Below are 23,019 nucleotides of genomic sequence, written 5' to 3' on the forward strand. Positions count from 1 at the left end.
CGACGCGCTCGCGTTACATTATTTTGATTTTAATCTACAATCAGGAAATATACTACCTGCTATATCACTCAAATGTTCCCTAGCTTTCCTCCACTTCCTAGCACTTTTTTTACCCTCTTTAGTCAGCACATTCCAATCAGCATAAACTGTAGCTACTAACTGCTCAATCCCAATATTAGGATTGTTTTCTCTTAACTCTTGAACATGGTCTAACCTCCTGGCATCATCAGCTAATTTATCGATAGATTCTACGCTGGGAACCGAAACTGAAAAACTTGGAGCTTTTTGCCCCATAGGAGATTCCAGCGGAATCTGGTTTTCTATCTGTTCTCCCTTAAGTTCTGGGTCACTAAAACAATTCGGAGGAGGCAATTTAGCAATGAAGGCTGGTTGACCTCGCATTTTTATTAACCCAATATATTTGTTTGATGAGTCTTGTTCTGCTAAAGCTTCCCATGCTTCTAATTGTTTTCTCAGCCTTTTTTTTGTGCTTAAAATATTATTAGAAACTTCATCTATTCCTTTTTTAATATTCTCTGCACCTAGCCAAGCAGCTATACCAAAATTATCTAAATCAGTCTCTAACATTCCATATCTTGAACACATTGGAGACTGTCCTAGCATAATCATAATATTTCTGGTAGAACGTCCTACCTTTAATGTTTGCAGTATAGGATCTACTGCATTAGGCCCTTTGTTTTTAGCGTTCTTCGGATTTTCAGCTATTAGTCTTTCTGTTTCATCTATTACCCATAGAATAGTATGCCTTTCTGGCTTCTCTTTACCTAGATATTCTGCTTCCCTAGCCTCTTCAAGCCTGTTTTCGACAGACTCCTGCATATCCAGTAAGCCATCTAGCGCACAAGGCTCCTCAATTCCATCTGGATTTGTCCAGGGCTTAAATCCTTTATACTGAGGGATGACTTTTTCATCTTTGATTCGCCATTCTGTATCAGGATATTTAGGATCTATAATTCTTAAATCTATCACTCCTATTTTTCTGAATGCAAAATCCAAAAGATTACACAAGAACGATGATTTTCCTGACCCTGTTGGACCACAAACAAATAGATGGTAGCCACCATGTTCTTGACTAGAAATTTCTCCTAGTGAATTTAATATCCAGTCTTTTGGCGCTGGTTCAATTTCTATCCCCTTGACTTTTTGTGGTTTGGTTACACTAGGGTCAAACAAACTACAATCTATTTGAAATTTCCCATCTTCCCAGGTTAGTTGTGCCGTATAATATCCTTCTACTTTTCCTGGGATATTTTCTATAGCACGTTGTACTTTATATTTCGCAATACCGTAACGAAGATGAAACCAATGGGAATCAAATTGACTCTTAGGATGTGCCCAAGAGTCTACCCAATCTGCTGCCACTTCATGTTCCAATAATATTTCCTGTACTTGCAGCGCAGCGTGATGAATACGTTTTGAGCTTTTTGGTGGTGTCTTGCAGGCGTTACTTTCTGCAAGAAGCTCCCGCAGTTGAGCGATCGCTTCATCCTTCAGATTCAGTTCGTATGTATGCTGCTCTTGTAACTGCTTGATTTCTTGTGCGGTTTGTTCAGTTTGAAGATCGAGTTGCTTCTGCAAAAACTCTTGAGCTTCTGAAATACGGTCATTGACGGATTTATTCTCATCGGAAATTGCCTGGAGTAGTTCATTTTGTAGCTGCTCCTCTTTCTCCATCAAGGCCGTGTATTTTCCTTGATATTCTGTTTCGAGAGCCGCCAATTTTTCTTCAAACCCTGCTGAGAGGATCGCCAATTTTTCTTCATACTCTGCTTTTTGGGCAGTAACTTCTTGGAGTTGGATAGCCAACTCCTGCTCTTGGGTAAGCAATTGTGATTCTACTTTGGTGGTAAGCCTCTCGCAGGAAGCCATACATTTTATGCCTGCAAGGGCACCTAGTATTAATATGGGAGGTGCTAGCACTACAGTCGAAGTAGCCGCGATTATAGTCCCACTTGCCAGGCCAACTCCTGCAATACTTAGGTATAGATATCTGGCGATTGCTGTAGGTACTCCGGCACCAAAGTATTTGGTGTCGGTACGTTGAGGGGGTTCTGCTTGATGACCTGTGGTATTATTTAAGCCATAGTCTGTGCCTAAATCGGCGTGGTTAAAGTCAAAATCTTGCCTACTATCTAAGTTGTTGAAATCTAAGTTGTCGAAGTTTAGATTTCGACCTACATTTTTGACCTTTTGATCTATTTCACTCAGTTCTAAGTTGTGTTTATCATATATGCTCATCATTGGAAATTTAATTCATAAGACCAGAACCCGTAATAGATCATCACTATGCTAATTGCCAACACCAGCCAAGGGTACCATTCTGGGGAATTAAAGTGTGCAGCCCGCTTCCAATAATTAGAAGCCCATACCACCCAAAATATCCATGCTATTACCAATAATCCAACCCATATCCAGTGTACTATTGGCGGTGCTAGCACCCACAAAAATTTTGTGGCAAAACCCGACAGTATGGAGAAAATTGCTACTACTATTAGTTGCGCGAATCGAAATGATACTGACTGGTCGTTCATTTTATTTACCTGACAACTTACCTCCTGACAGCCTGCCCTGCAAGGCTAACAAGGAGCTTTTCTCGGCATTCTGACTTAACAAATCTACCAAATCAAGCTGCTTCCCTTCTATTTGCGCCTGCTTTTGGCGACCAAATAGTTGAGTTTCTACTTGCGCTGCTCCCAGCTCTATCTGTGCTTTGAGATTATGAACTTGAGCTGTGCGCACTCCGATAGCAGCGGTATTAGCGTCGATGGCCTCCTTTTGAGCTTGGTTGCCTAATTTTTGCGCGGTATACATCTCCTTAGTATACAGTAAATTAGCCTGTGTTATTTTTACCCGGCTTGCTCGGGTTTTTATTTGTTCAGCAGTGAGCAGATTTGCCGATTGCTTGTACTTCTCCTGTAGAATAGCAAGATTATTTGTGCGTATTCTGCCTTGTATCTGTTCAGAGGCTTGTGTGAACTGGCCGGGGGTTGTGTACCCTGCTAATTGAGTTGATGCCATAATATATATTTCTTGTGGATTAACATCCGACTACACTACTATATGCTATTTATGCTTCTTTCTGCTGTGTTGGCAGTTTCAGAATATTACTTGGGTTTCTAGGTGTCAGGCGTTGCGCACCGGACTGTTGCGCAGCTATAGCGTTGCCGTTAGCCACAATACCCTCTACGTCCACGCCTCCTCTGTCCTGGGGATTAAGAAGTCGTTGGAATCTAGCTGCGAGTGCTTTCTTCCTACTATCCAAACTAGATACAATCTGGGCTTCATTCTGAAGTACCAACTCGTCTGCTTTTGCATCCATTGGAGATGTAAGGAAGTATTCATAGAACTGTGCTGTTGCCTCAGCTTTCGCCAGGAATGCTGCTTCCCGCAGATGAGGATCAATTTGAGTTAGGGTTTTGTCGATCAGTTGATCGACAAAACCTGCGTCGCCTTTTCGTTGTGCTTCTAGAAATAGAGTCACGGCTTCATTAGGTGTTACGCCATTTTGAGTCATCAAAAGGACTAATGCAGTCCTTACTTGATTATTGACTTCAATATTAGCCTGCCGTGCTGCGTGTACCAGCAGTTGAACATCGTAAATCTCAAGCTTCGCTAGTTGGTACTTGCTCTTAATCCAGTTTATGAATTCTCTTATTTCTTGGTCGTTATCAGTATGATTTTGATTCATATCCCTGTCCTGTTGTTATTGCATATATTCCATCAAACCGTTTGCTTTCGGTTTAGTTGAAATATTCCTCTGTCGTATCATTCAAATTTGCATAATTTTCGCTATCGGCAGGATCTAATAATCGGTATTCTGTGAAGTCCAATCCAGCATAATTTTCGTCTAAATTGGGATCTATTAACTTAGGTTTTTTGGAAAATTTCAGCGCGGTAGTAACATGGTCCCACAACCAGAGCGCCAGATTCTCCCAAAAACCAGGTACTTTACCCTTATACTGATACTTGCCAGTACCTACTCCGCCTGGGGGCGTTGTTAAACGATTATCCATAAAGCTCCTATTATTTCCAAATAAATTTTATTATGTATAATCCAAAAACTACGCCTCCAACAAGCATAATGCCATCCATCATATCATCACTAATTTGAAACTCTGGTGTCGCCAAATCTTGATGATTTTCTGTTCTGGTCTTGTGTATAGGCTTTTGCGTATCGTCAGTTTTTGCTTGATAAGCAGATGCCAAAACACAATTCACACCACCACCATTCAGCAAGCAATTATACTCTGAAATGCTGATATTTTTTAGGTACAATTCTGAGTCTTGGTTGTGAAATTTAATCACTACTTCAGTCTTGTCTCTAGTCAGAAAAATAGTGGATGCTGCTGGAGGTAAAGATGTTTCTTCTACAGTTACCTCGGTCTCATTGATAGTTTTGTTGCCTATTACGGCTCCATCAACGGCGTTATCAGTTGTTATTAAAGGGTATATAGACAATCCGGCGATCGCTAAGACAGCAGAACCAATACCAATAAATTTTACAGCCGTTAGTATGGATTTTATGGATGAGTTTGATTTAGTCAAATCACTATTCATCATAATTATCTCCCCCGTTAAAATAAATCTTGTTTTGATCGTCTTTATTTGTTGCCCAAAATTCCATTTTTTTTCTTAAATAAATTTAATTAAATACAACAAAATTCCGACAATTCGTGCGTAGGTATGAATAAGTTTTTGAAAGGTATTTGGGTATCTGTTTTTAGGGTTTTTGTTTTGCTGTGATACTCCAATTTCTCTCCAAGAACCAGCTAGCAATCCATGTATAAATTTGTGTGCTACTCGTGAAACTACTATGCAGTCTATATTCCACTTTTCACATCCTAATTTTTTGTATGTAGTATGGTGACTACTTTCTGCTTTCAACCAAGGAAATATTTGACATTTATATCCTGTTTTTCTTTTAAATTTCCTTGATTTATTTTTCCATTCGTAGCTGTTAATATAGTAATGGTAATTGATTTTTTTCTGCATTTTTTATTTAGCACCGACCGAATATCTCCATGACTATACTGAAGTTTTTAGTACATTCTTGGCTGAAAATTTCACCTAAAAAGCTCTGAAATTGTTGAGAAATAATTTGAAAAATTTTACTGATTAGTTCCATAGGATACCCCTTGTTTTTTGTAGATTTTATGGTAATGGAACTGGAACTTTTAAAGCGGAATCTATTGATATGACTAGCATTTCGCTGGAACTACACCTTGATGAAAGTTCCGATTAAGTTCCAGTATTTTTTGATGAATTTGGTCGTTTATTTGTCATTTCAGACTTCTGTCACTTCCCAGTTTACTAATATTGAGCTTGGAGATTTTTTATTAGTATTCTGGGTTGTTATTTTGTGATTTTTAAAACATTCCTGGAAATCCTGTTGTTAGACAAATTGAATCTTCTGATTGAGTTTTTTTCTCCCTTACTAATTGGTTTAATTCTGGTGCATTTAACTGCTCTTTTTGTTGTGAAATAACCTGCTTTTTCTGATTTTCATACTCAGTAATTTTACCTCTATTTTTACGCAGCCATACCTGAACTTTTGCTAGTTCTAACTGAAGATTGAAAACCCTCTGTTCGAGTCTGGTAGCCTTTTGACCTCGAATCCTTTTAGTGACTCTAAAGGGTCGGTTTCTTCTGCCTCTAATATTTCCGACACATCGGTGGCAGCGTTACTAAATTCTGATAGTTTGTCTAGTTGTTCTGCCAGGTCAAATGTTTGGGTGACTTCGTGTTGTGCAAGTTCGTCTAGCACTCCCAATTGTTCACCAATGATGATGTCTTGGGTTTTAGTTCGACCTCGTTTTACTCCTGTTTGAATACGGGCTTTTTTACTGAGATTAGCACTTTCTACTAATTTTTGAGCGTTTCCTGCTACTGCGTTTTCTAGAGTTTCTGAAGCTGTGGTTATGCTTCCTTGTACTTCTGTTGTTGGCTTTTTATTTACATTTTTACTGCTGTTATTAGTCGTATTTTTCTTCCCTTGGTTGTGTGCTTGCTGTATCAATTCTTCGGCGGTTAGCTCGGTAGCTAAATGTGTTCCGTTGTTGATTGTTTTCGTAGTCATTTTTTACTTTTTGAAACTCCTGTTCTATGTCGATTTGATGGTGTTGAAGAACTGCTTTTAGTTGTTTTTCTCCTAGTTTTATTAGTTCTAAATATGTTTGACGGCTATATTTTGGGTCGCCTCTTCCTATTGCTAGGAAGAGTTTTAATCCGATTAGTTTTCGTACTGTTTCCCATGTCCAGGGATAGGTTTCTTCACCTATTGCTTTGAGGTCGTCTGAGATGGTTTTCTTGGCTTTGATGCCTAATATTTTTCTCAGTTCTTTTTTCTGGAATCGCTGTTCGCCATTCACTTGATAACCGTTGATGTAGACTATTGTTGCACCTTTTTCGGTTGTTACTGGCACCTCCTTTGCCTTTCTCCTCCTTGGTAGTGGGTTAAGATGTTTTCTTGTGTGTATGCTTATATTAAAAAGCACATCCACCGGGATGTGCAAGGAACCTAAGCAACTATTTGGGAACGTAGGCAATTAATACGCAATCAGACTTCAAAAAGGGGTCTCCCGTTATAATCAGGCGATTTAACGGGAGAGAACTTCACATTTGTAGAGTCGGGAAAAGGATATTATGCCACTTTTGAATTAGGAATTTTCTCAGGTTTATAATACTTAGGAACATCTAAAGTTGGCTCTCCAAGTAGTTCCATAAATCCCCATTGTTCTCTACCAGGTAAAAATTTAGCTTTAATTTCCACAAAGTAGCGATCGCCTTGTTGATCTTTCTCCAACTTAGGATTAAATCTGAACGGTTTTACTGGAGCATCCCTCCACAAGACAGGGACATGATTGGCTCTAGTAATTTGTTTATTTAATTTCTCATTATCAAATTTTTTCTTTAATCGTGAGACGCGATCACCTTTTCCTTTTCTATTCCTGTGAATAGAAATTACAGGACATTTACAGACCGCTATAAATTGCCACAATCCTGATAGTTTAAACTCGTTAACTTTTAAATCTAAATGAGGAGTATCATTAGCTGCAATTATTGTAAAACCTAGTTTTGGGGGAGTATTTTTGTTAGGGAAATGTGTGAGGTAAGGATAAACAGTTACATACCTATCTTTGTCAGGATTGTAGTCTAGCCTGAGAAATTCTTTTACCTTGGGGCTATTATAAATTAATCCATAAGTTTTTCCTTCTGAAATCAGATTGTAGTAAGCATCATTATCCTCATATCGCCTGACTATTTTGCCATATAAAATTCCTATACCTTGGAAAGCATAATCTTGTTTTGGTGGTAGGCTTTCTTCTTCTTTATTTTCTAATTTCTCTTCTTCTTTCACTTCTGAAGTAGCTACTTTTTGAGATTCAGATTTAGGCTTTGATTCTGTCTGTTTTTTAGTTTCAGTTTTGGACTGCTGAGTTGATTGAAATGTTTTCTCTTTATCTGAAGGTTTATCTACTTTTAAATCCTCAGCTTTAGTCGGATTTAATTTAGATTTTTCTGACTCTAATTGCTTAGTTAAATTATCAATAATATCTTGGAAAGTTTTCTTTTGTACTTCGTTTTGTGCAGCATTAAGGAGCTGCTGCATTTTTGCTAAATTTTTTTCTAGGTCTGGGATAGAAACCATATTCACAATCTCCTTTTTTGATTTTTTCTCGCATTATCAAACTCGAACAAAAGCTAGGATAAACTACCGCTAATTGATTTCCATCAAAAGGCAAAAAAGTATTTCCGATATTTCTGGAAATATATCTAAAGTAATTTGCTGCTCTTTAATACAATCATCAAATAATTTATGGCCAGCTTTGACTCCACCTTGATTAGTTCTTAGATTTTTTTGTTATACTTTTTATATAGTATAATTATAACAATTCCTATTAAAAATATCAGGTTTTGTGGAGAGCGTTCGTAATACATTTAGGAGGATTTTTGTATGGGTGAAGCAAAACGTAGAAAAGCATTAGACAAAAATTATGGCAAAATCCCTAAACAGCAATTAATAACCGATGCAGACTATAATTTTTCAAAAAAGTCTATACAAACTTTGAGACTTGAACATATTAATAAGTTGTGGCAACAAAACAGTTCTATAAAAAGAGATGCACTAACAAGCTTAAACACTTTAAAAACAAAACGCCCATACAAGATAAATAACAATTATATATCTTGGGATGAACTAGCAAATATAATTGTCTATTACACTACTATTGGTGCAGGTCGTATGAATTATTTAAGTATAAAAAAAATAACCGATCCTGTTTTTATGAATAACAGTCATGCACATAATTCATGGTGCTTGACTAAAGCAGCGCCAATTTATTATGTAGATAATAAATTGATGACCCGCTATCAAAATCAACCATTAACAAAAGAAGTGAAATTATTTCAAAATCAACAAATCCCCGTTGAAAATTTTATATTATTGTTTGAAAAAAATCATGCTTTATCTACTGGATATGGAATAGGTTACGCAGATTACTGTGTTGTAAATTGTTTTTTAAGAGGGTACGAAAATACTTCTCGCGAATATTTAAAAAAACAGGGAGAATATGTTCTACGTATTAGTGATATTAATGAGAACTGGGAAGATCAAAATGATTATGATATTATGATTCAAATTGCTTTTTTTGATACAATTGGTCAGAATTGGTGTTCGTGCATCAAATATCGAAATTATGTACTTGATGAAAGACATGAATTAGTAAGCCTTACTAATTCAGATCGAGAGTTAATATTTAAAATAAATAACCTTGTATGTCATAGTTTGAACATCATCAATAACCAAGCTATACCAACAAAAATTGATTCCGAACGAGGGTCATTAGAGCCGATACTACTACCAGTTTAAAGTTTTAGTAGAGTTATTAGAGTTGCAACAAAAACATCTCGGAATTGGTATCAGAAATGATCAATTAGCGTTAATTTTGTCGCCAATAGTTAGACAAATCAACCAAACCCTACGCCTGATAAACTGTGACGTTGCTTATATATGCCAAGCTCATCAATCCAAGATATTTCCAGGAACATCTTGCAGAAATTAACGGCAGCTAAAATCTGGAGTTCTTCCAATAATTTAAGGACAGAATCCTTATAATCTGCATCATAGGATATATAGAGTTGATTTTTTTCATACTCAAGGGAACATATCTCCTCATTAAATACCCTTACCATTGACATCCTCCCGACGCTGCTCTATGAGACAGCGCGGGATTCCCGCTCCATCACTGTTAGGGGCTTTCTGTTTCTGCCGCACCTGCATAAACGGGATTTACTCTCTTCGGGTCTAAAGGCGCGCTCCACAGACTGACACTGCTCCTCCCGCAGCAGAAATATTTATACTAGCGTTTATGTCCCGGTCATGGTGGCTACCACACTCTGGGCAATCCCACTCTCTAATATTTAGAGGCTTTGTTGCACAAAGAAGCTTTGTTGTAGATTAGCCTTACGCACCCCAATGTTCTCTGCAACAGGTTTTCCTGCGACTGAGTTGGGTAGAATCTAAATTTGTACGCTTTTTCGACCATCTACTGTTTTCTTCCCAACATTTACATTTTAGCAGATCATGTGTGATGCCGCTCTTATTGATTGGCATTCCCATACGACGCTCCCCTACGGGAGAGCGTGGGTATAAATGTCAACATTTAGATAAAATCTCAACCTAGCCCGCTACCCAATCATCAGGCGGCCCCAAAGCCAACCGCAACCCCTCAAAAAACTCCACAGGCATCACCCCCAACAACCCACTCAACAAACCAACAAGCGTATCAACAGATACAAAATCCAGGATTTTTCGGCCAAAAATCTTAACTACCTCCACCACTTCAGTCGCTAATTCCTCCGCCGTAATCAAATTATTCTTCAAATCCTGCAACAAAGTAGGTATCCAAACCTCCAAAAAAGTCCAAGCATCCTCAAACTCAATATCCACATCAGTTTCACTGATGTGCATTTTGTTATTATCTAATAAAGAATATATAACCATTTTGCACATAGACTCAATTCGCCTTAACCCTTCTGGAGTAATAGTTTTTGCCTTTCGCCCTACACCACTACGATCTATACCAATTATTTTCCCTAATTTCTTTTGAGTAATCTCCTCGCCTTCTTTTACCAAATTAAACACAGCCTCAACCAACCGACGCTTAACCTGCTCACCTTTAGGAGCCGCTTGTGGACAAATATCAAAACTACTCACAACATTAACCGTTGCCCCCGGATAATTCCGGATTATTTCAGCAATTTCCATTTCATTGAAAGGAGCAACATGATAAATAGTTAATCCCTCATTCTGACGACGGTTCGCCCTTAGACGAGCATAAGTCTGAATAGTCTCATTCATATTCTGGCGAACCACCCACTCCCCATACCTACCTGTCAACTTATTAGGCACAACAGCACATCCTGTAGTTGCTTGCCATTGAGCCGCCATAGCAGACAAATTACGAGTCTGCTTACCCACACAAATCAATAAATCATCCTTTTGAGATTGATTACTAGCACGGTTATCCCGGAAATGATACCCCAAGCGTCCAATATTTTCTATATCCTGATATTGCTCAATATGTCCCTGGAAATCAAACAAAGTAGACGAATTAGGTTTATTCTCTTGATCAGCGATCGCCTGCACCAAAAACTTAATTCGATTACCATTAGCATACCGAGAATCATAACGACGCTGAGTACCACAAGCACCCATATCAGTAATTAAGTTGATGGTAAGATTACTATAGTCAGGCAATTCCATCTCCACCACCAAAATATACTTACCCGCCTCATCAAACTTAGCCTGCTCCAATTCTTCACGAATTGCCTCAACAGTTCTAGATAAATTTTGATACCCTTCGTCTTCAACAGTTCCCGGCCAATGAAGAAGGAAACCCTCAGCAATAGCCAACTCTTCAGTAAGTGATGAAACTCTTTCAGGTGATGGTTTACCCAAGCCAGTAAGTCGCTGTAAGTCCTTCACATCAGCAGTAGCATCAATATAAATATTAAACGCCGAATTCTTGACTAACTGTTGTGGATGACGACTTGGACGAGTAAATGTCAATTCTTTATTTGGTGTAATTCCCAAACTAATTTTTTTGTTACCGCAAAATACATCAAGCAGAGGGGAAAGCCAATTGAGATGGACTTTTTGTTGAATCAGCATTTGTTTCTCTGCTGGAGTTTGAGTAGCAGAGAGCATAGATAAACTTTTCTCCAACCATGAATAGACCTCATCTCTGATATTCTCTAAGCTAGGGATAACCCATTGATTTTTACATCCAACAACTATGGGGTCTCCATCTTCATCAAACTCATTAGTATAAAGCCATTCATTTTTCCCCCAAATATCACTTCCAGAGCGCTTGACATTTGTAGTTGTATTTGTATTTTCTGGCCGTGAGATTTTTTCTATTTTCTGGGAAAGAATTTTCTGATAATTCACCTGGTTTGTTGTATCCCAATAAGAATAATGAGAAACTGAACCTGTGATTAAATCGAATGATTCTAGTAGTAAGTTATTTAGTTTTTGTAGATGGACTTGTTTGTGTAAAGAAAATTGACCATCTATGATTGGAGATGTAGCTAAACAGTCCTTAGAATATTTTTTGAGAATTTTTTTGTCTAGTTTGTCTCTGTCTGAATTTTTCAATGGGAGAGAGAGAGTCAACCACATTTGAGAATAAGCTTCAAATATTGCCCCGTCTAATTCGGTGCGAGTAGGTAATTTGGCCATCACATCAATATGAGAATCACCATATTTTTTATTCTCTGCATTAATAGAAGTGATCGCTTTCTGGAAAGGAACTAATATGGCCTTTAATGCCAATTTCAACTCATCAGGCAAACCAGCACCATCAACTTTATCTGCGACAAACTTCTGAATTTCAGTCAAACTTACCTTCAGAGTCTCAAACGGAACAATATTAGCCTCAGCTTCTTCAATCACCAAAATATCCGAATGCCGAGATTTACCAAAACCAGGTACAGATGAACTGATATAATTTTCCTCTTCTTGAATGCGTTGCCTTTCTAAAATCAGAGGACAGCCAATATCACCATTCTTATCATACAGCAAAGGGCAAGTTTTACAAATAGGTGAATCTTTGCCTGCAAAGACTTGTATACCTTTTTTCTTGGTTTCCAGAAAAGTATATGTTTCAGGGCAATTAGGGGGTATGTCAGGTATTTCATCTTTTTTGACTCGGATTAAATGAGGATTTCCTAATGCTGTGAGTCTATTCTCATCTTTTTTCAATCCTAAATGTTTGCCAGGAAGAGGTATGAATTTACGTTCAATACCAGCGACAGAGGGATTTCGATAATTAGCATCTAAGTAAATAATTCTTGGGTATTTTTCATCAATGACATTACCCATTTCATCAAATTCGATATCAGGTTCAATACCAAACAAGGATAAGTCTAATTTATCTACACTCCAAGACTTACCACCTCCGGCGTAGATATTCCACAGAATATTTCTGAACCCGTTCAAATAAGCTTCAGCAGTGAGAAGTGGTAAATCTGCACTACTGCTGATAATTATTTGAGGACAACCCATCTCTACCCATTTCTGAAACTCTGGTAAATTTCCTGGTTCATATTTTATTGTGTTCTTCTCCAGATTGCCTTTTTTGTCAGTGCTTTCCGTTACCGATTTTAGTTTAGACTGTTTGAATGGACCAAATAACTTCCTGGTTTTACCTGCAACCCAGTCAGCAAAACTTTTGCCCGCTTTAGTTTCTCCGATTTTATCCCACCATTGCTTTTTTGTTATTGGCTTTGATTTATGTTGTGGTTTCCACTCCGGCAGTTCTACGCCAGCATCGTCAGCCAACTCTTCAACTATCTCCACAAAATCCTTGCCTGTAGGTGTGCCATGCTCACCTTTTGAAAACCAACGATATTGCACCGCACCCCCGCCTTCCTGACAACTATGACAATACCAGGAATTGTCTTTTGTATTTACTTGAAATGCCGTACCGCTAGACCCGTTGTGTTGTGGGCAGTAACCAACTAATTTATTGCGCCCATGCTTTTTAAATTGATGCTCGCTCCAATTATATATATCTTCTGTATTTAGTCTGGGGAGGATGTCCAGCTCTAGGATATCGGCTAAGGAGTCAGCAGTGCTGAGAGTAGGTAAGGCTTGTCTCTCTAGTTTACGTTGTTCTAAGTATCGCTCCCGTTCAGCTTTCTTCTCTTCAGCTTTTCTAGTAGCTTTTGCTTCCTTATCGGCTACTTCTAGGAGTACATCTAGGATAGGTTGTGGAGCGATCGCTACCTCTGTATCTGCCGGAGAATTAATCCATACATATTTACCAGTTGTTGGATGGTAGGAGGGTGGCAGAACGGACTGACAATAATTATAACGAAATTCTAAAAGTTCGTCTGTGTCAGTTTTTAAGCCCTTCCACTCTCGGATTACAGCTCTGGTAAAGTTGGCTAATTTTTCCCTATACTCCGGCGGGATTTGAAATGCTATTTGATACCGTCCTGGTTTTCCTGATGTCCAACTTACAGATTTAGGTAAATCTGGACAAATAGCCTTGAGAATGGGTTCGGCACTAGCACCATCTACATCTATGGCCAGCAGTCCATCGGATATCTCACCTAGTCTTACCCCATATCCAGAATCAAAAGCTGTATATGGTTTACCTTTTTTGCTGATTAATTTTTGTCCTTGGGTTATTGCAGTAGCGATCGCTTCCCTACTAACTGGCTCTTCATGTTGCCAGTTACTTCTATAGGGGCGTTTTTCCCTTACTGGTGTCAATGCCAAGTTAGCAGGGATAATTCCTAAACCTTCTGCTATTTCTGAGGCTCTGGGGTGGCGATTAAATATTTTCCAATCCATTTTACACCTCCTCCACTAGCGAAGTTTGTACAGTGGAAATTAGGGTAGTAGTTGCAGAATTTTGATGTTTGTGTAATAATTGATTCATAAGTTTTTTTTTCAAATAATTTTGAATCTACAGGGCTGTGAATTCTGTAGGTTTTTTCTTTTAAACCTGAAATTCACACGCGATAGCGTAGCTAAACGTAGTTATCGCGGAGCGGAACGGATGATAAGATCGCCAAAAATCATCTTCATGTGGTGTTCAACCCAACCTATGCACTGACCGTCGGCTTTCATCAGGCGGAGTAAATATTTTTGATACGCAACTTTGTCAGCCACAGTAGGTTGCGAACCAAATATGGCACCGTGCATCCATTTGTAGGGAGGCCAGTATCCATAATGTATTTGGTATTGTTTATCTGCCCAATTAGGTTTGAGTCCTTGATGGTAAGCTTCTGTGAGCAATTCGTGATAATGGCGATATTGCTTGACCTTATCTGCTGTGCAGCGTAGGAGTTTAAATGTTGTGTCTGTGGTGGAGGAGAGTTTGGAAACAGAAAATTGGTAACCGCAACAGCCACAAACCTTATCAAAGTTGTAAGTAATCGCACTGCATTGAGGGCAGATTTTTGTAGGAGCTTCACTTGGCAATGAGTGTTTTGATTGTCCAAGAGTAAATGTTTTTACATCTTCAATGAATCCAAATTGTTTAATTAATCCTGCTTGGTCTAAAATTAGGCAGTCATATTTTCCTGGGGATATCCTTAACCCACGCCCTATCTGTTGCCATGCCTTAGCCTTAGATTTAGTGGGACGACATAATAAAACGCAAGAAATGGCAGGGACATCAAAACCTTCTCCCAATGCTTCACAACTTGCTAAGACTTTGATAAGTCCTGATTGTAGTTGGGAGTAGATTATTTCTCGCATTTTTGTGGGCATGGTGCCGTCTACACTTGCTGCGGGGATGCCAGCTTGATTGAAGGCAGTAGCGATCGCTTTGGCATGATCCACATTGATAGCAAAGGCAATGGTTAACCGATTGAGTGCTAATCTTTTCCATTCAGAAACTATGGAATTAACTACTTCGGGTACATTGCAACGCACTTCTAAGTCAGAGTTGTTAAATTCTCCGGCAATAGTCCTTACGCCTTTGAGGTCAGCACCATCAACGCTGTAGTAGATTGGGGGTGCAAGATATCCTTTGAGGATAAGTTCTCCTGGAGTTGGAGCTGCTATGAGGGTATCGAATAGGTCAGACATTGCTTCCCTTTTTGATAGTCTCCAGGGAGTAGCGGTTAAACCTATAAAGGTAGTGTTGTTAGATTCATAATTTTCTAGTTGTCTCTGTACGACTTTGTTCCAGGCGGTTTGATGTGCTTCGTCTATTAATACAATGTTGGGGGTAAACCAGTTAATTTTCCTTCGACTGAGAGTTTGAGCGCTGGCTATTTGAACAGGAGCATTGCGAGTTTCTTTGTAGCCTCCAGCAATGACTCCACATTCAATGCCGAAGTTAGCAAATTTATTTAGTGTTTGCTTGATCAGCACATCACGATGGACGATGAACAATATAGTTTTGCTACTTGAATACTCTTGATAGATGAAGGAAGCAGCAATTATAGTTTTTCCAGCTCCAGTAGGGGCAACGATAAGTATGCGACGATAATTTTTCTGCCGGAGTTGATATAGATCGTCAATGACTTGGAGTTGGTAATCTCTGAGCTGAGGAATCTGTGATGGTGCTATAATTAGCCTCAGAGATAATTGTTTATCTTCTTCCATTTGAGTATGTTGCTGTAACCATGAGGGTTGCAGCAGTTTTGTTTTTGTTATGGATGCTATTGATGGTGTTGTCATATTATTAGTTAATTTTGATTTAAAGTTCGGTGGTTGCGTTGGTTGTGTATATGAAAACTATGTAGGGGGAGGTGTAGGATTTTCCCCCTTGATTATTTCTAATATTTGGCGATACGGTAATTTAGCAGCGAGCGCTCTCTCTACCGCGCGAACTTTTTTTTGTGGACATCCCACACATTCAATTACTGGCTTGCCTTTTTTATATATTTGTTGGCCATTTTCTCCTTGCTGATACCAGCAATAGCGCCAATACCAATGTTCAGGATTATTAGGGCCTCGCTTCTCTTTCCCTTCTTTGATGCGGGGGTACTCAACAAGTCCAGTTTTGGTTTCTACTGATTGTGTGTACTTATTCAGCCACCCGCTGCCTCCCACTGGCTTATACTGGGATTTTTCGATAGTATTTGCTATCGAAAACCTAGACTCTTTGTTGGGCGGGTTTCCTGGAGTTTGAATATTTTCATTTTTTTGATGGCCATTATCTAGCTGACGCTTTAATTTAGATTCATTGAGATTGAAAGGATGGCGTTTGTTTGGTGGTAAGTCACCACCATTATTAGGTGTACTCTCAGCTACATATTGTTGTGGGCTGTAAGTAATAGTTTCTTGTCTTGCGAACGCACTCTGTTGATGATATAGTTTCATGATTTAGAAAAGGATGTAATTTATTAATGATGAGAAGTTTGAGCCTCAAGAGTGACTCAAGTTAAAATACGTTTTGCTCGTTGTCGTTTGATTTTGGATAGTCTGGCTTCTTTCCACTTGTGGAGCCAGTCTGGGGCTTTTTTACTTGTTCTGAGGTCTGAGTATCAGAGTGTTGAGTTGTTGTCACACCAACAACTGGTTTGAGGTGATAGAACTTATAAGGGATATTCTCTGCCACTAAAAATGCTTCTAGGTCAAAGTCATATTTAGCTAGTTCGCCAATTAATTTTTGTTCTATTTCTAGTTCGTATTTCTCGTTGTGGTGAATACTGCCTACAACTGTGCCGTAATGAGTTACAGTGAGGTCTACTTCATCATGCGTAACTTTAAAGCCTTCAAGTTTTTCGACTTCAGCTTTAATGACATCCATCCAGGTAGGATCGTCGTCATCTGCTTCACTGAAGAAGTTAAAGTCGTCTTCTTCCTCAACTGTAGGTTCATTTGCTACAAGTGTATTGCTATCAACAAACTTCTCTTCACTTGGTTTCAGAAATTGTTGATTTTTCACGTCATTCAGTTTGTTCCAAGCAGGAGAGTAGTAGAAAAGTTCACTGAGTAGTCGTTCGGCAATTTCAAACTCTTTATCGTCCCAATTTTCTTTGGTAATTAATTCTTTGATGTTTTGATTAGAGATGATATAATTTTTGGGATTATCTTCATATTTCTCATTGAAAATATCCGTAATTAAATCCTCTGCTAATATTGAATATTTTTCAAATAATAGATGATTTAATTGTTCATCTATCACTATGTCTGAAGAATCAATAACCTTGATAGTTCCTAAGTCATCACCGAGCCAATCTCCCAATCGTTCATCATTATAAAATTTGAATATTTTTCCCTGACGAACTATTACTAAATCATTCATGTTTGATAAGGAGTGTAGAGCATTTTGGATAATATCTGCTTTGGTAAATTCCACTCCTAATTTACCTATACCCATTAGGTAATCATTTGGATTTATTTCTCCTTGAGATTGAATATCTTCTATTAAGTTGTCAATGTCGATACTATATGTATCTCTGAGTAGTTGTTTTTCCCGTTCTGCTAGTTCTAATCTTTCATCATCTTTAAAAAATACTGTGCCAAATAATTCTTTGTCTTGGTGTATATATGCTGTAGTCGAATTATTTCTGGTGGCAATTAAGTCGGTATTATACCCGTTCAGGATATCAATAAAATCATCTAAACTATCGATGACTTCTTGATCGAACCACCATGCTGCTCTTTCTACAGCCTCTTCTATAGTTTTTGCATGGTTGGAAAATGCTGTTTCATGGCTTATGAAGAATAGACCTTGACTTTCGTATAGGTCGGTGATTTTTACCCAGTCACTACTATTTTTATCATCTGTTTCATAGAGCATTACTTGGCTATCATCAATAGCTTCTAATACCCATTTTTCTGATACTAATGGTTCGAGTTTTTTGATGATTGGTATAGTAGTTTCAACTTCTGTGGGTTGACTATTTGTTGAAGTTTTTACCTCTCCATATTTGCTAAAAACTTCATTAAATTTGTCTGCGTTTTCTCCCCAATAAACTAGACAATGGGATTGTCGTGCGGGTAGTTTTGGTTGGTAGTTCGTATCTAAGAATTTGATGCGTCCTTTCCAAAAACAGATGGGTTGGTTCCATAGTGGGGCAAACCATTTAGTATCTGTTGATGCTGGCAGGAGGGCGATCGCTTCTGTTGTCCTACCATCATTAACTTCTGAAATTAGTTTATCGACCCATTTACCAGGACAGCTATAGGGTGGGTTCATGAATACTTTCCCAAACCATGCACAAGCAAGTCCATCTTCTCTTATGGTTTTGTGGTATTGTGCTGGTATGTGTCTTCCGTCGTCAGAACAGGGGTCTAGGTCTATGCTTCCTAATACTTTTTCAACTAATTCAACAATTTCGCGTGGTGTGTACCAACAGTCGGAAGACTTTGAGGAGGTTTTGTTTTTGTTAGGTTCACTAGCACTTTCTGTTTTTGCTAAACCTTTTAAGGTTTCAGCAAACTCATGCATATCTCCCGTGCAGTAAACTTTTTCATACCCAGGGCGAAAATACCAATAACTACCGTCGTTATAGCCTACTTCAATACTTTCTTGATTTGGGATATAAAAAGTGCCCAAATTACCTACAGTACAGCTTGAATGGCTTTTGACAAACTTACCTCCTACTTCTTCTGGCACATCGTACAATCTCTGTAGAATGGCTTCTGCTGCATCGGGTTTACCTGCTTTGAATTCTTCCCAGATAGCCTCCGCAAATAGTTTAGTAGAGTTATCTGGTTGAATCCACTTTCCCCCCTCGGCAGATTTTTTAAACTTGATTTCATGCTCATCTTTGAGATCGTCCGGAATTATCCGGAAATACCTTTTAAAAGAACCTTTTTTTACTTCTCCGGTACTACTGTTGTACCAAGTGACAGTAGGAACCGTAGCTACATCTACTATCTCAGCAGTGTCTATTTGGGTATTTTCTGCTGTCTTAAGCGGAGGAGTTATGCATTTCTGCTCCGCTAAAACTAAATCCGTCTTTAAACCTTTCAAGATTTCAACAAAGGCAAGAACGTGGCCAGAACAGTAAACTTTGTTGCGACCTGGACGGATATACCAAAAGTTACCTTCGCTATGACCTACCTCGATATCTTCATTTAAGATCTGGAAAACGCCAAAAGTTTCATTTAGATGGAAAGTACCGTAAGTACCTAAATTACATAAAGAGCTAGTAAACTTACCTCCTACTTCCTCTGCTGCTTCGTACAATTTCTGTAGAAAAATTTCTGCGGGCTTACCTGCTTTAAATTCTTGCCATACCGCATCTATCAAGGGTTGAGTGGTGGGATTGATATCTTTACTCCACCTCTTGGCGGATTCAGATTTTTTGAGACCTACTTGATGTATATTGTGCTTGCTGTTCCAAAGTAAGCGGAAATACCTTCGTTCGTTCCCTGCACTTACTTCTCCGCTGATGGAGTTGTACCAAATGACGTTGATATCGTTATTGTCATCCGTGTCAGATGTAGGGGGTGTCGATGCGTTTTCCTGTGTGGAGTTGGTTTCGATATTATTGTGATGTTGTTCAAAGAAATTGTGAGCAATTCGACACAATACGCCAAGAAAATTTAAGCCTTGAGAGGCAGACGAGTATCGTTTTCCGTCGAAAGTGGTGTATAGACATTTCCAGCCACCGGGGTGATTATGAATGCTTAATGTGGCAATAGAATATAGTTCTCCACTATAGCTAGGTTCTCCACGTTTACGTTTAGGGTGCGGGGCAAAAAGTTCTGCTGTTAGATTTTCAAAATCTGCATTAAGAACTAGATTTTTAATTAGGCAGAATGAGACAAGTTCTCCGAGTTTCGATTGCAGATACATCTGAGAACCTATTTTTTTGTCTAGACTATTATCATCTAGACAATTACTACTTTTACTACTTTCGGCGTATTTTGAGTTCTTTGTATCCGAGGATACTTTTTTTTGTTCGTCATCACCATCAATTTCAATAACTCGCGGTGTTGGTGATATTGGCATTGGCAGGATAAATCCGAGTAGATCGGCAACTTCGGATCTATACACGGGATATTTTGTGAGTATTGGAGCCAACTCTCCTGTTAATGCAGAAATTTGCGTATCCGCATTTCTCATGTCTTCAAGACGCTCTTGCTCTTGCTGTAGCTGGATTTGAAGAATCCGCACCAGCTCTTGTTGGCTTTGTAGATGTAGTACCATAATCAATTTTTTTGATATTGTTTGCAGAATTCCCCTTGGTTGCAGGGGATGGGAATTCCGTGTACATCAGAGATAGTGGTGGGTTGCGGGGTTAAATTGAAAATCTTGTATATACGAATCGCGATCGAAAATAACACAACTGCAGTTATATACAACAGTATAGTTTGGTATTTTTTGAACGAATGATCGCAGTTCAAGATTTTTAACATGAATGCAATATCACTGTGATGCAACGGAGGTACGGATGGAGTGATGCTCGGCTCAAGTGTAGTTGTTGCACTTGATTACACGAAGGAGCGATCGCTACATCCTATCCGGTTAGTACAACCCACTTTTGATTCAGTTGATGCGCCAATCGGCGTACTTTGCGAGATGGTTTGTTATGGCCATTAATCCAGTGGCCAATAGCTCTAACCGAAACTCCTAGAGCCTCAGCTAATGTATCTCTGGAAATATTAAATTTTTTGAGCAGTTGTAGTGGGTCCAATTCTGCTGTTTCGATTTTTGGAGGGAACGGTAGTGGCCACTTATTCAAAATCTGTAAAAGTTCCCAGGCTAGTCGTTGAATAGTCCGGCTTGGTTTTGTTGCGCCACACATCCATCTCGATACGGCAGATGGATTTACTCCTAGAGCTTTGGCTAGCTGCGTTTGGGATAGCCACTGGAATTGTAAAAGGAGGGAGACTGGACTTGTCTCCTCAAAAAGTGCTATACTCATGATTTAAGAATTTTAATTTGTTTGTGCTATCGGGAAGTTCGATTCTTCCTGGTAGCTTTATTTTTAGCTTCATGGTAACTAAGTATTACTATTAAGTCAAGTACCATCAAAAAAGTGTTTTTTGAATAACTGACGGAATTCGTTGATAATGTTGGCCTGTTTTAGTATGACCTTGACATAGTCTGGATGCCCTTTGAAATCAGCTCCCCAGTTTTTTATAGATTGCTCGGTAAAGCCTGTGACTTTTGCTAGCTCTTCGATACAACGAGCTTTATAGCCTCGCTGTTCTGGTAAAGTGTTGTAAAGTACAGGGACCCATATTTGACAATACTCTTCAGGACTCATGCCAGTTTTAATATATGAATTATTTTCTACATGGCATTTTGTTAAAGACATTGTCTAGGGTTAATTTGAACTATATCTATATCTATGGTAATCAATAGTTACCTATAATTCATATCTGGCGATCGCTACAAAACTCAAATCATTCTCTAAAAAAAGCTTTTGAAAACTATTTTCTAGAATTGATTTGTTCAGCTTTGAGGAGTTGTAATTCTGACAATAAACTATGTATAGCCTCTAGATGTTCCACTTTAAAGTTAATTACGAACCCGAATCCGTCCCTACCACAACCAGGACAGTTTAAGGCTACCCCCTCCTCACCCTCTCCAAAAGTCGTTTTTGTCGAAAACAGCCCGTCGTCGGGAGTTAGGTTGTAGTAGGTGTCCGTCCAGGTTCTGTGCGGGGCCTCGGTATTTTGAGTAATTTTGTTCATATTATGACTTTGGTGGATCTCGGTTTGCTGTTAGGTCAATCTGTTAAACCTTGAAATAAGACATCCTCCGGTTATTTGTAGTCTGATAGGAGTTTTTGAGCGTGTACTCTATTAAGTTCCTATGTGATAGTATTATACACATGATTTACTAATTAGTAACTAAATCTTTCAATTTTTATAAAACGTAACGAAAAAGTTACTATAGTCCACTTATTTAGCTATGCTGAAAGTATAGTAATTAAGGTAAAGGGCAATGAAACAGTGGGGAAGCGGTACTACATTACTTTACCCGACGGGATAGCAGAAGCTTTGGAACGTTGGGCTGAAAGCGAAGGCAATAAGCCTGCTACACTGGCTGGTTTTTTATGTGAGTCTGCTGTTAGAGATGCTATGGAATTGGGAAAAGTACCACCCGATCCCAATAAAGAACCACCTAAGTATGAGCAATTTAAATATTTATTGTTGGATAACTATGACTTGCTGGCTAGAAATTCATATCTTAAAAAGAAATTAGGTTGGTTGCTGGAAGGAAATAGGCCCACGCTAGAAGATAAATTAAGAATTGCTATTGCGATGGGTGTTAGTGAGCAATATTTGGACGAGCTTATAGAGGTATCCTTTAATGGAAATGGAATCAATGGAAGTGCAAAAAACGTTTGAACTCCCCTATAACTGGGATATTAAGTTAGGTTGTAGAGTTGTGCAGCTTGTTTCCCCTAATATACGGGAGGCTAAATATTTCGCTTCCGGTGCTATTGCGTACTTGGAGCAAATAGCAAAACGGTTTGATGCGCTAGTTGAAATAGTAACTCCAGAAGGAATGAAGTTAGCGAGTTTTGGTCAACCCTCTGAACTAAAAGCACAAGCACCAGAGCCACAACCACAAATATCTAGCTATGCTGCGTCCAGGATTGACCCTACTGCTGACTCTGAAGCTGTACTTGATTTTGTAAAAGGTAAGAAAGCAGAAGGATTGATAGTGACTGTTACAGGGATGCACTCAGATAAATGTCTTTTGGTCAACGATTTACAAGCACTAGATAGAGGAGGTGGCTGGACTGCACAAGATTGGATAGGAATAGACTTCAAGAAATTGTGGCATGATAGTTTCCTTGTGGGAAAAACTAATTATTATGGCCAATTAATAGAAGCTGTGGAACGCGATCGCTACTTGCCAAACTTCTTTTATCACATCCGTCGGCCTTCAGGTGCATTGGCTGAGTATAGTAGTTCATATAGCAATGTGCCCTGGCCTATTTACATACTACACATCAAGGACAAAAGTAGTATTGTAGTTGCCGTATGACCTATATTTTTCATAAATTACGCGATAGAACTCCGTTCCGCTGTCGCGATCGCCAAAGGTC

The 23,019-nt window shown here is 38.8% G+C and carries 20 protein-coding genes; 3 read left to right on the forward strand and 17 right to left on the reverse strand.

The features are described 5' to 3' along the window. Window positions 1-18 precede the first annotated feature (18 nt). The 9 genes from F6K54_RS05645 to F6K54_RS05685 all read right to left on the reverse strand — a co-directional run bounded on the left by F6K54_RS05645 (window position 19) and on the right by F6K54_RS05685 (window position 7,669). Window positions 19-2,262: a hypothetical protein gene (locus tag F6K54_RS05645; RefSeq protein WP_293075478.1), complete on the reverse strand. Its 2,244-nt coding sequence runs from the start codon at window positions 2,260-2,262 to the stop codon at window positions 19-21. A gap of 291 nt (window positions 2,263-2,553) precedes the next feature. After that, complete coding sequence (locus F6K54_RS05650) at window positions 2,554-3,039, reverse strand: hypothetical protein (protein ID WP_293075480.1); 486 nt, start codon at window positions 3,037-3,039, stop codon at window positions 2,554-2,556. A 49-nt stretch (window positions 3,040-3,088) separates the two neighbouring features. After that, window positions 3,089-3,709, reverse strand: coding sequence for a hypothetical protein (locus F6K54_RS05655; protein WP_293075482.1), 621 nt, complete (start codon window positions 3,707-3,709; stop codon window positions 3,089-3,091). Window positions 3,710-3,761: 52 nt separating this feature from the next. Continuing rightward, window positions 3,762-4,034, reverse strand: coding sequence for a hypothetical protein (locus F6K54_RS05660; RefSeq protein ID WP_293075484.1), 273 nt, complete (start codon window positions 4,032-4,034; stop codon window positions 3,762-3,764). A gap of 10 nt (window positions 4,035-4,044) precedes the next feature. After that, a complete protein-coding gene (locus F6K54_RS05665) occupies window positions 4,045-4,581 on the reverse strand; it encodes a hypothetical protein (protein ID WP_293075486.1) in 537 nt (178 codons plus the stop codon). A gap of 72 nt (window positions 4,582-4,653) precedes the next feature. Next, on the reverse strand, window positions 4,654-5,013 hold the full coding sequence (locus tag F6K54_RS05670; RefSeq protein ID WP_293075488.1) for a hypothetical protein: 360 nt from the start codon (window positions 5,011-5,013) through the stop codon (window positions 4,654-4,656). A gap of 568 nt (window positions 5,014-5,581) precedes the next feature. Continuing rightward, window positions 5,582-6,037 (reverse strand): hypothetical protein, encoded by a 456-nt coding sequence (locus F6K54_RS05675; protein WP_293075490.1) that lies wholly within the window; start codon window positions 6,035-6,037, stop codon window positions 5,582-5,584. After that, the gene (locus F6K54_RS05680; protein WP_293075492.1) at window positions 5,994-6,443 is read right to left on the reverse strand and encodes a hypothetical protein; all 450 of its coding nucleotides are present in this window, start codon (window positions 6,441-6,443) and stop codon (window positions 5,994-5,996) included. Before F6K54_RS05680 ends, F6K54_RS05675 begins: the two co-directional genes overlap by 44 nt. Window positions 6,444-6,661: 218 nt before the next feature. Continuing rightward, window positions 6,662-7,669, reverse strand: a complete 1,008-nt coding sequence (locus F6K54_RS05685) for a hypothetical protein (RefSeq protein WP_293075494.1) — start codon at window positions 7,667-7,669, stop codon at window positions 6,662-6,664. 306 nt (window positions 7,670-7,975) lie between these two features. On the opposite strand from F6K54_RS05685, the gene F6K54_RS05690 reads away from it, so the two are divergent. Continuing rightward, complete coding sequence (locus F6K54_RS05690; protein WP_293075495.1) at window positions 7,976-8,890, forward strand: hypothetical protein; 915 nt, start codon at window positions 7,976-7,978, stop codon at window positions 8,888-8,890. A gap of 435 nt (window positions 8,891-9,325) precedes the next feature. On the opposite strand, the gene F6K54_RS43710 is transcribed toward F6K54_RS05690, so the two are convergent. The 8 genes from F6K54_RS43710 to F6K54_RS05725 form a co-directional block, all read right to left on the reverse strand. Next, entirely contained in the window at window positions 9,326-9,439 is a 114-nt protein-coding gene (locus tag F6K54_RS43710; RefSeq protein WP_375341954.1) for a zinc ribbon domain-containing protein, read from the reverse strand. Beyond that, window positions 9,435-9,566, reverse strand: a complete 132-nt coding sequence (locus F6K54_RS42700; protein ID WP_366558063.1) for a helix-turn-helix domain-containing protein — start codon at window positions 9,564-9,566, stop codon at window positions 9,435-9,437. Before F6K54_RS42700 ends, F6K54_RS43710 begins: the two co-directional genes overlap by 5 nt. Before the next feature lie 134 nt (window positions 9,567-9,700). Further along, entirely contained in the window at window positions 9,701-13,885 is a 4,185-nt protein-coding gene (locus F6K54_RS05700) for a bifunctional DNA primase/polymerase (RefSeq protein WP_293075497.1), read from the reverse strand. 189 nt (window positions 13,886-14,074) lie between these two features. Further along, window positions 14,075-15,727, reverse strand: a complete 1,653-nt coding sequence (locus F6K54_RS05705) for a DEAD/DEAH box helicase (RefSeq protein ID WP_293075499.1) — start codon at window positions 15,725-15,727, stop codon at window positions 14,075-14,077. A gap of 57 nt (window positions 15,728-15,784) precedes the next feature. Beyond that, a complete protein-coding gene (locus tag F6K54_RS05710; protein ID WP_293075501.1) occupies window positions 15,785-16,372 on the reverse strand; it encodes a hypothetical protein in 588 nt (195 codons plus the stop codon). 61 nt (window positions 16,373-16,433) lie between these two features. Then, complete coding sequence (locus tag F6K54_RS05715) at window positions 16,434-20,159, reverse strand: DNA N-6-adenine-methyltransferase (RefSeq protein WP_293075503.1); 3,726 nt, start codon at window positions 20,157-20,159, stop codon at window positions 16,434-16,436. A 310-nt stretch (window positions 20,160-20,469) separates the two neighbouring features. Further along, window positions 20,470-20,877: a helix-turn-helix transcriptional regulator gene (locus F6K54_RS05720; protein ID WP_293075505.1), complete on the reverse strand. Its 408-nt coding sequence runs from the start codon at window positions 20,875-20,877 to the stop codon at window positions 20,470-20,472. A gap of 96 nt (window positions 20,878-20,973) precedes the next feature. Continuing rightward, window positions 20,974-21,273: a hypothetical protein gene (locus tag F6K54_RS05725; protein ID WP_293075507.1), complete on the reverse strand. Its 300-nt coding sequence runs from the start codon at window positions 21,271-21,273 to the stop codon at window positions 20,974-20,976. Between the two features lie 640 nt (window positions 21,274-21,913). Here F6K54_RS05725 and F6K54_RS05730 point away from each other — a divergent pair. Both F6K54_RS05730 and F6K54_RS05735 read left to right on the forward strand, forming a co-directional pair. After that, window positions 21,914-22,312, forward strand: coding sequence for a hypothetical protein (locus F6K54_RS05730; protein ID WP_293075509.1), 399 nt, complete (start codon window positions 21,914-21,916; stop codon window positions 22,310-22,312). After that, window positions 22,290-22,958, forward strand: coding sequence for a hypothetical protein (locus F6K54_RS05735; protein ID WP_293075510.1), 669 nt, complete (start codon window positions 22,290-22,292; stop codon window positions 22,956-22,958). The genes F6K54_RS05730 and F6K54_RS05735 overlap by 23 nt, the downstream gene beginning before the upstream one ends. The last annotated feature ends 61 nt before the right edge of the window (window positions 22,959-23,019 follow it).

This window comes from Okeania sp. SIO3B5 (assembly GCF_010692555.1).
GTDB lineage: Bacteria > Cyanobacteriota > Cyanobacteriia > Cyanobacteriales > Microcoleaceae > Okeania.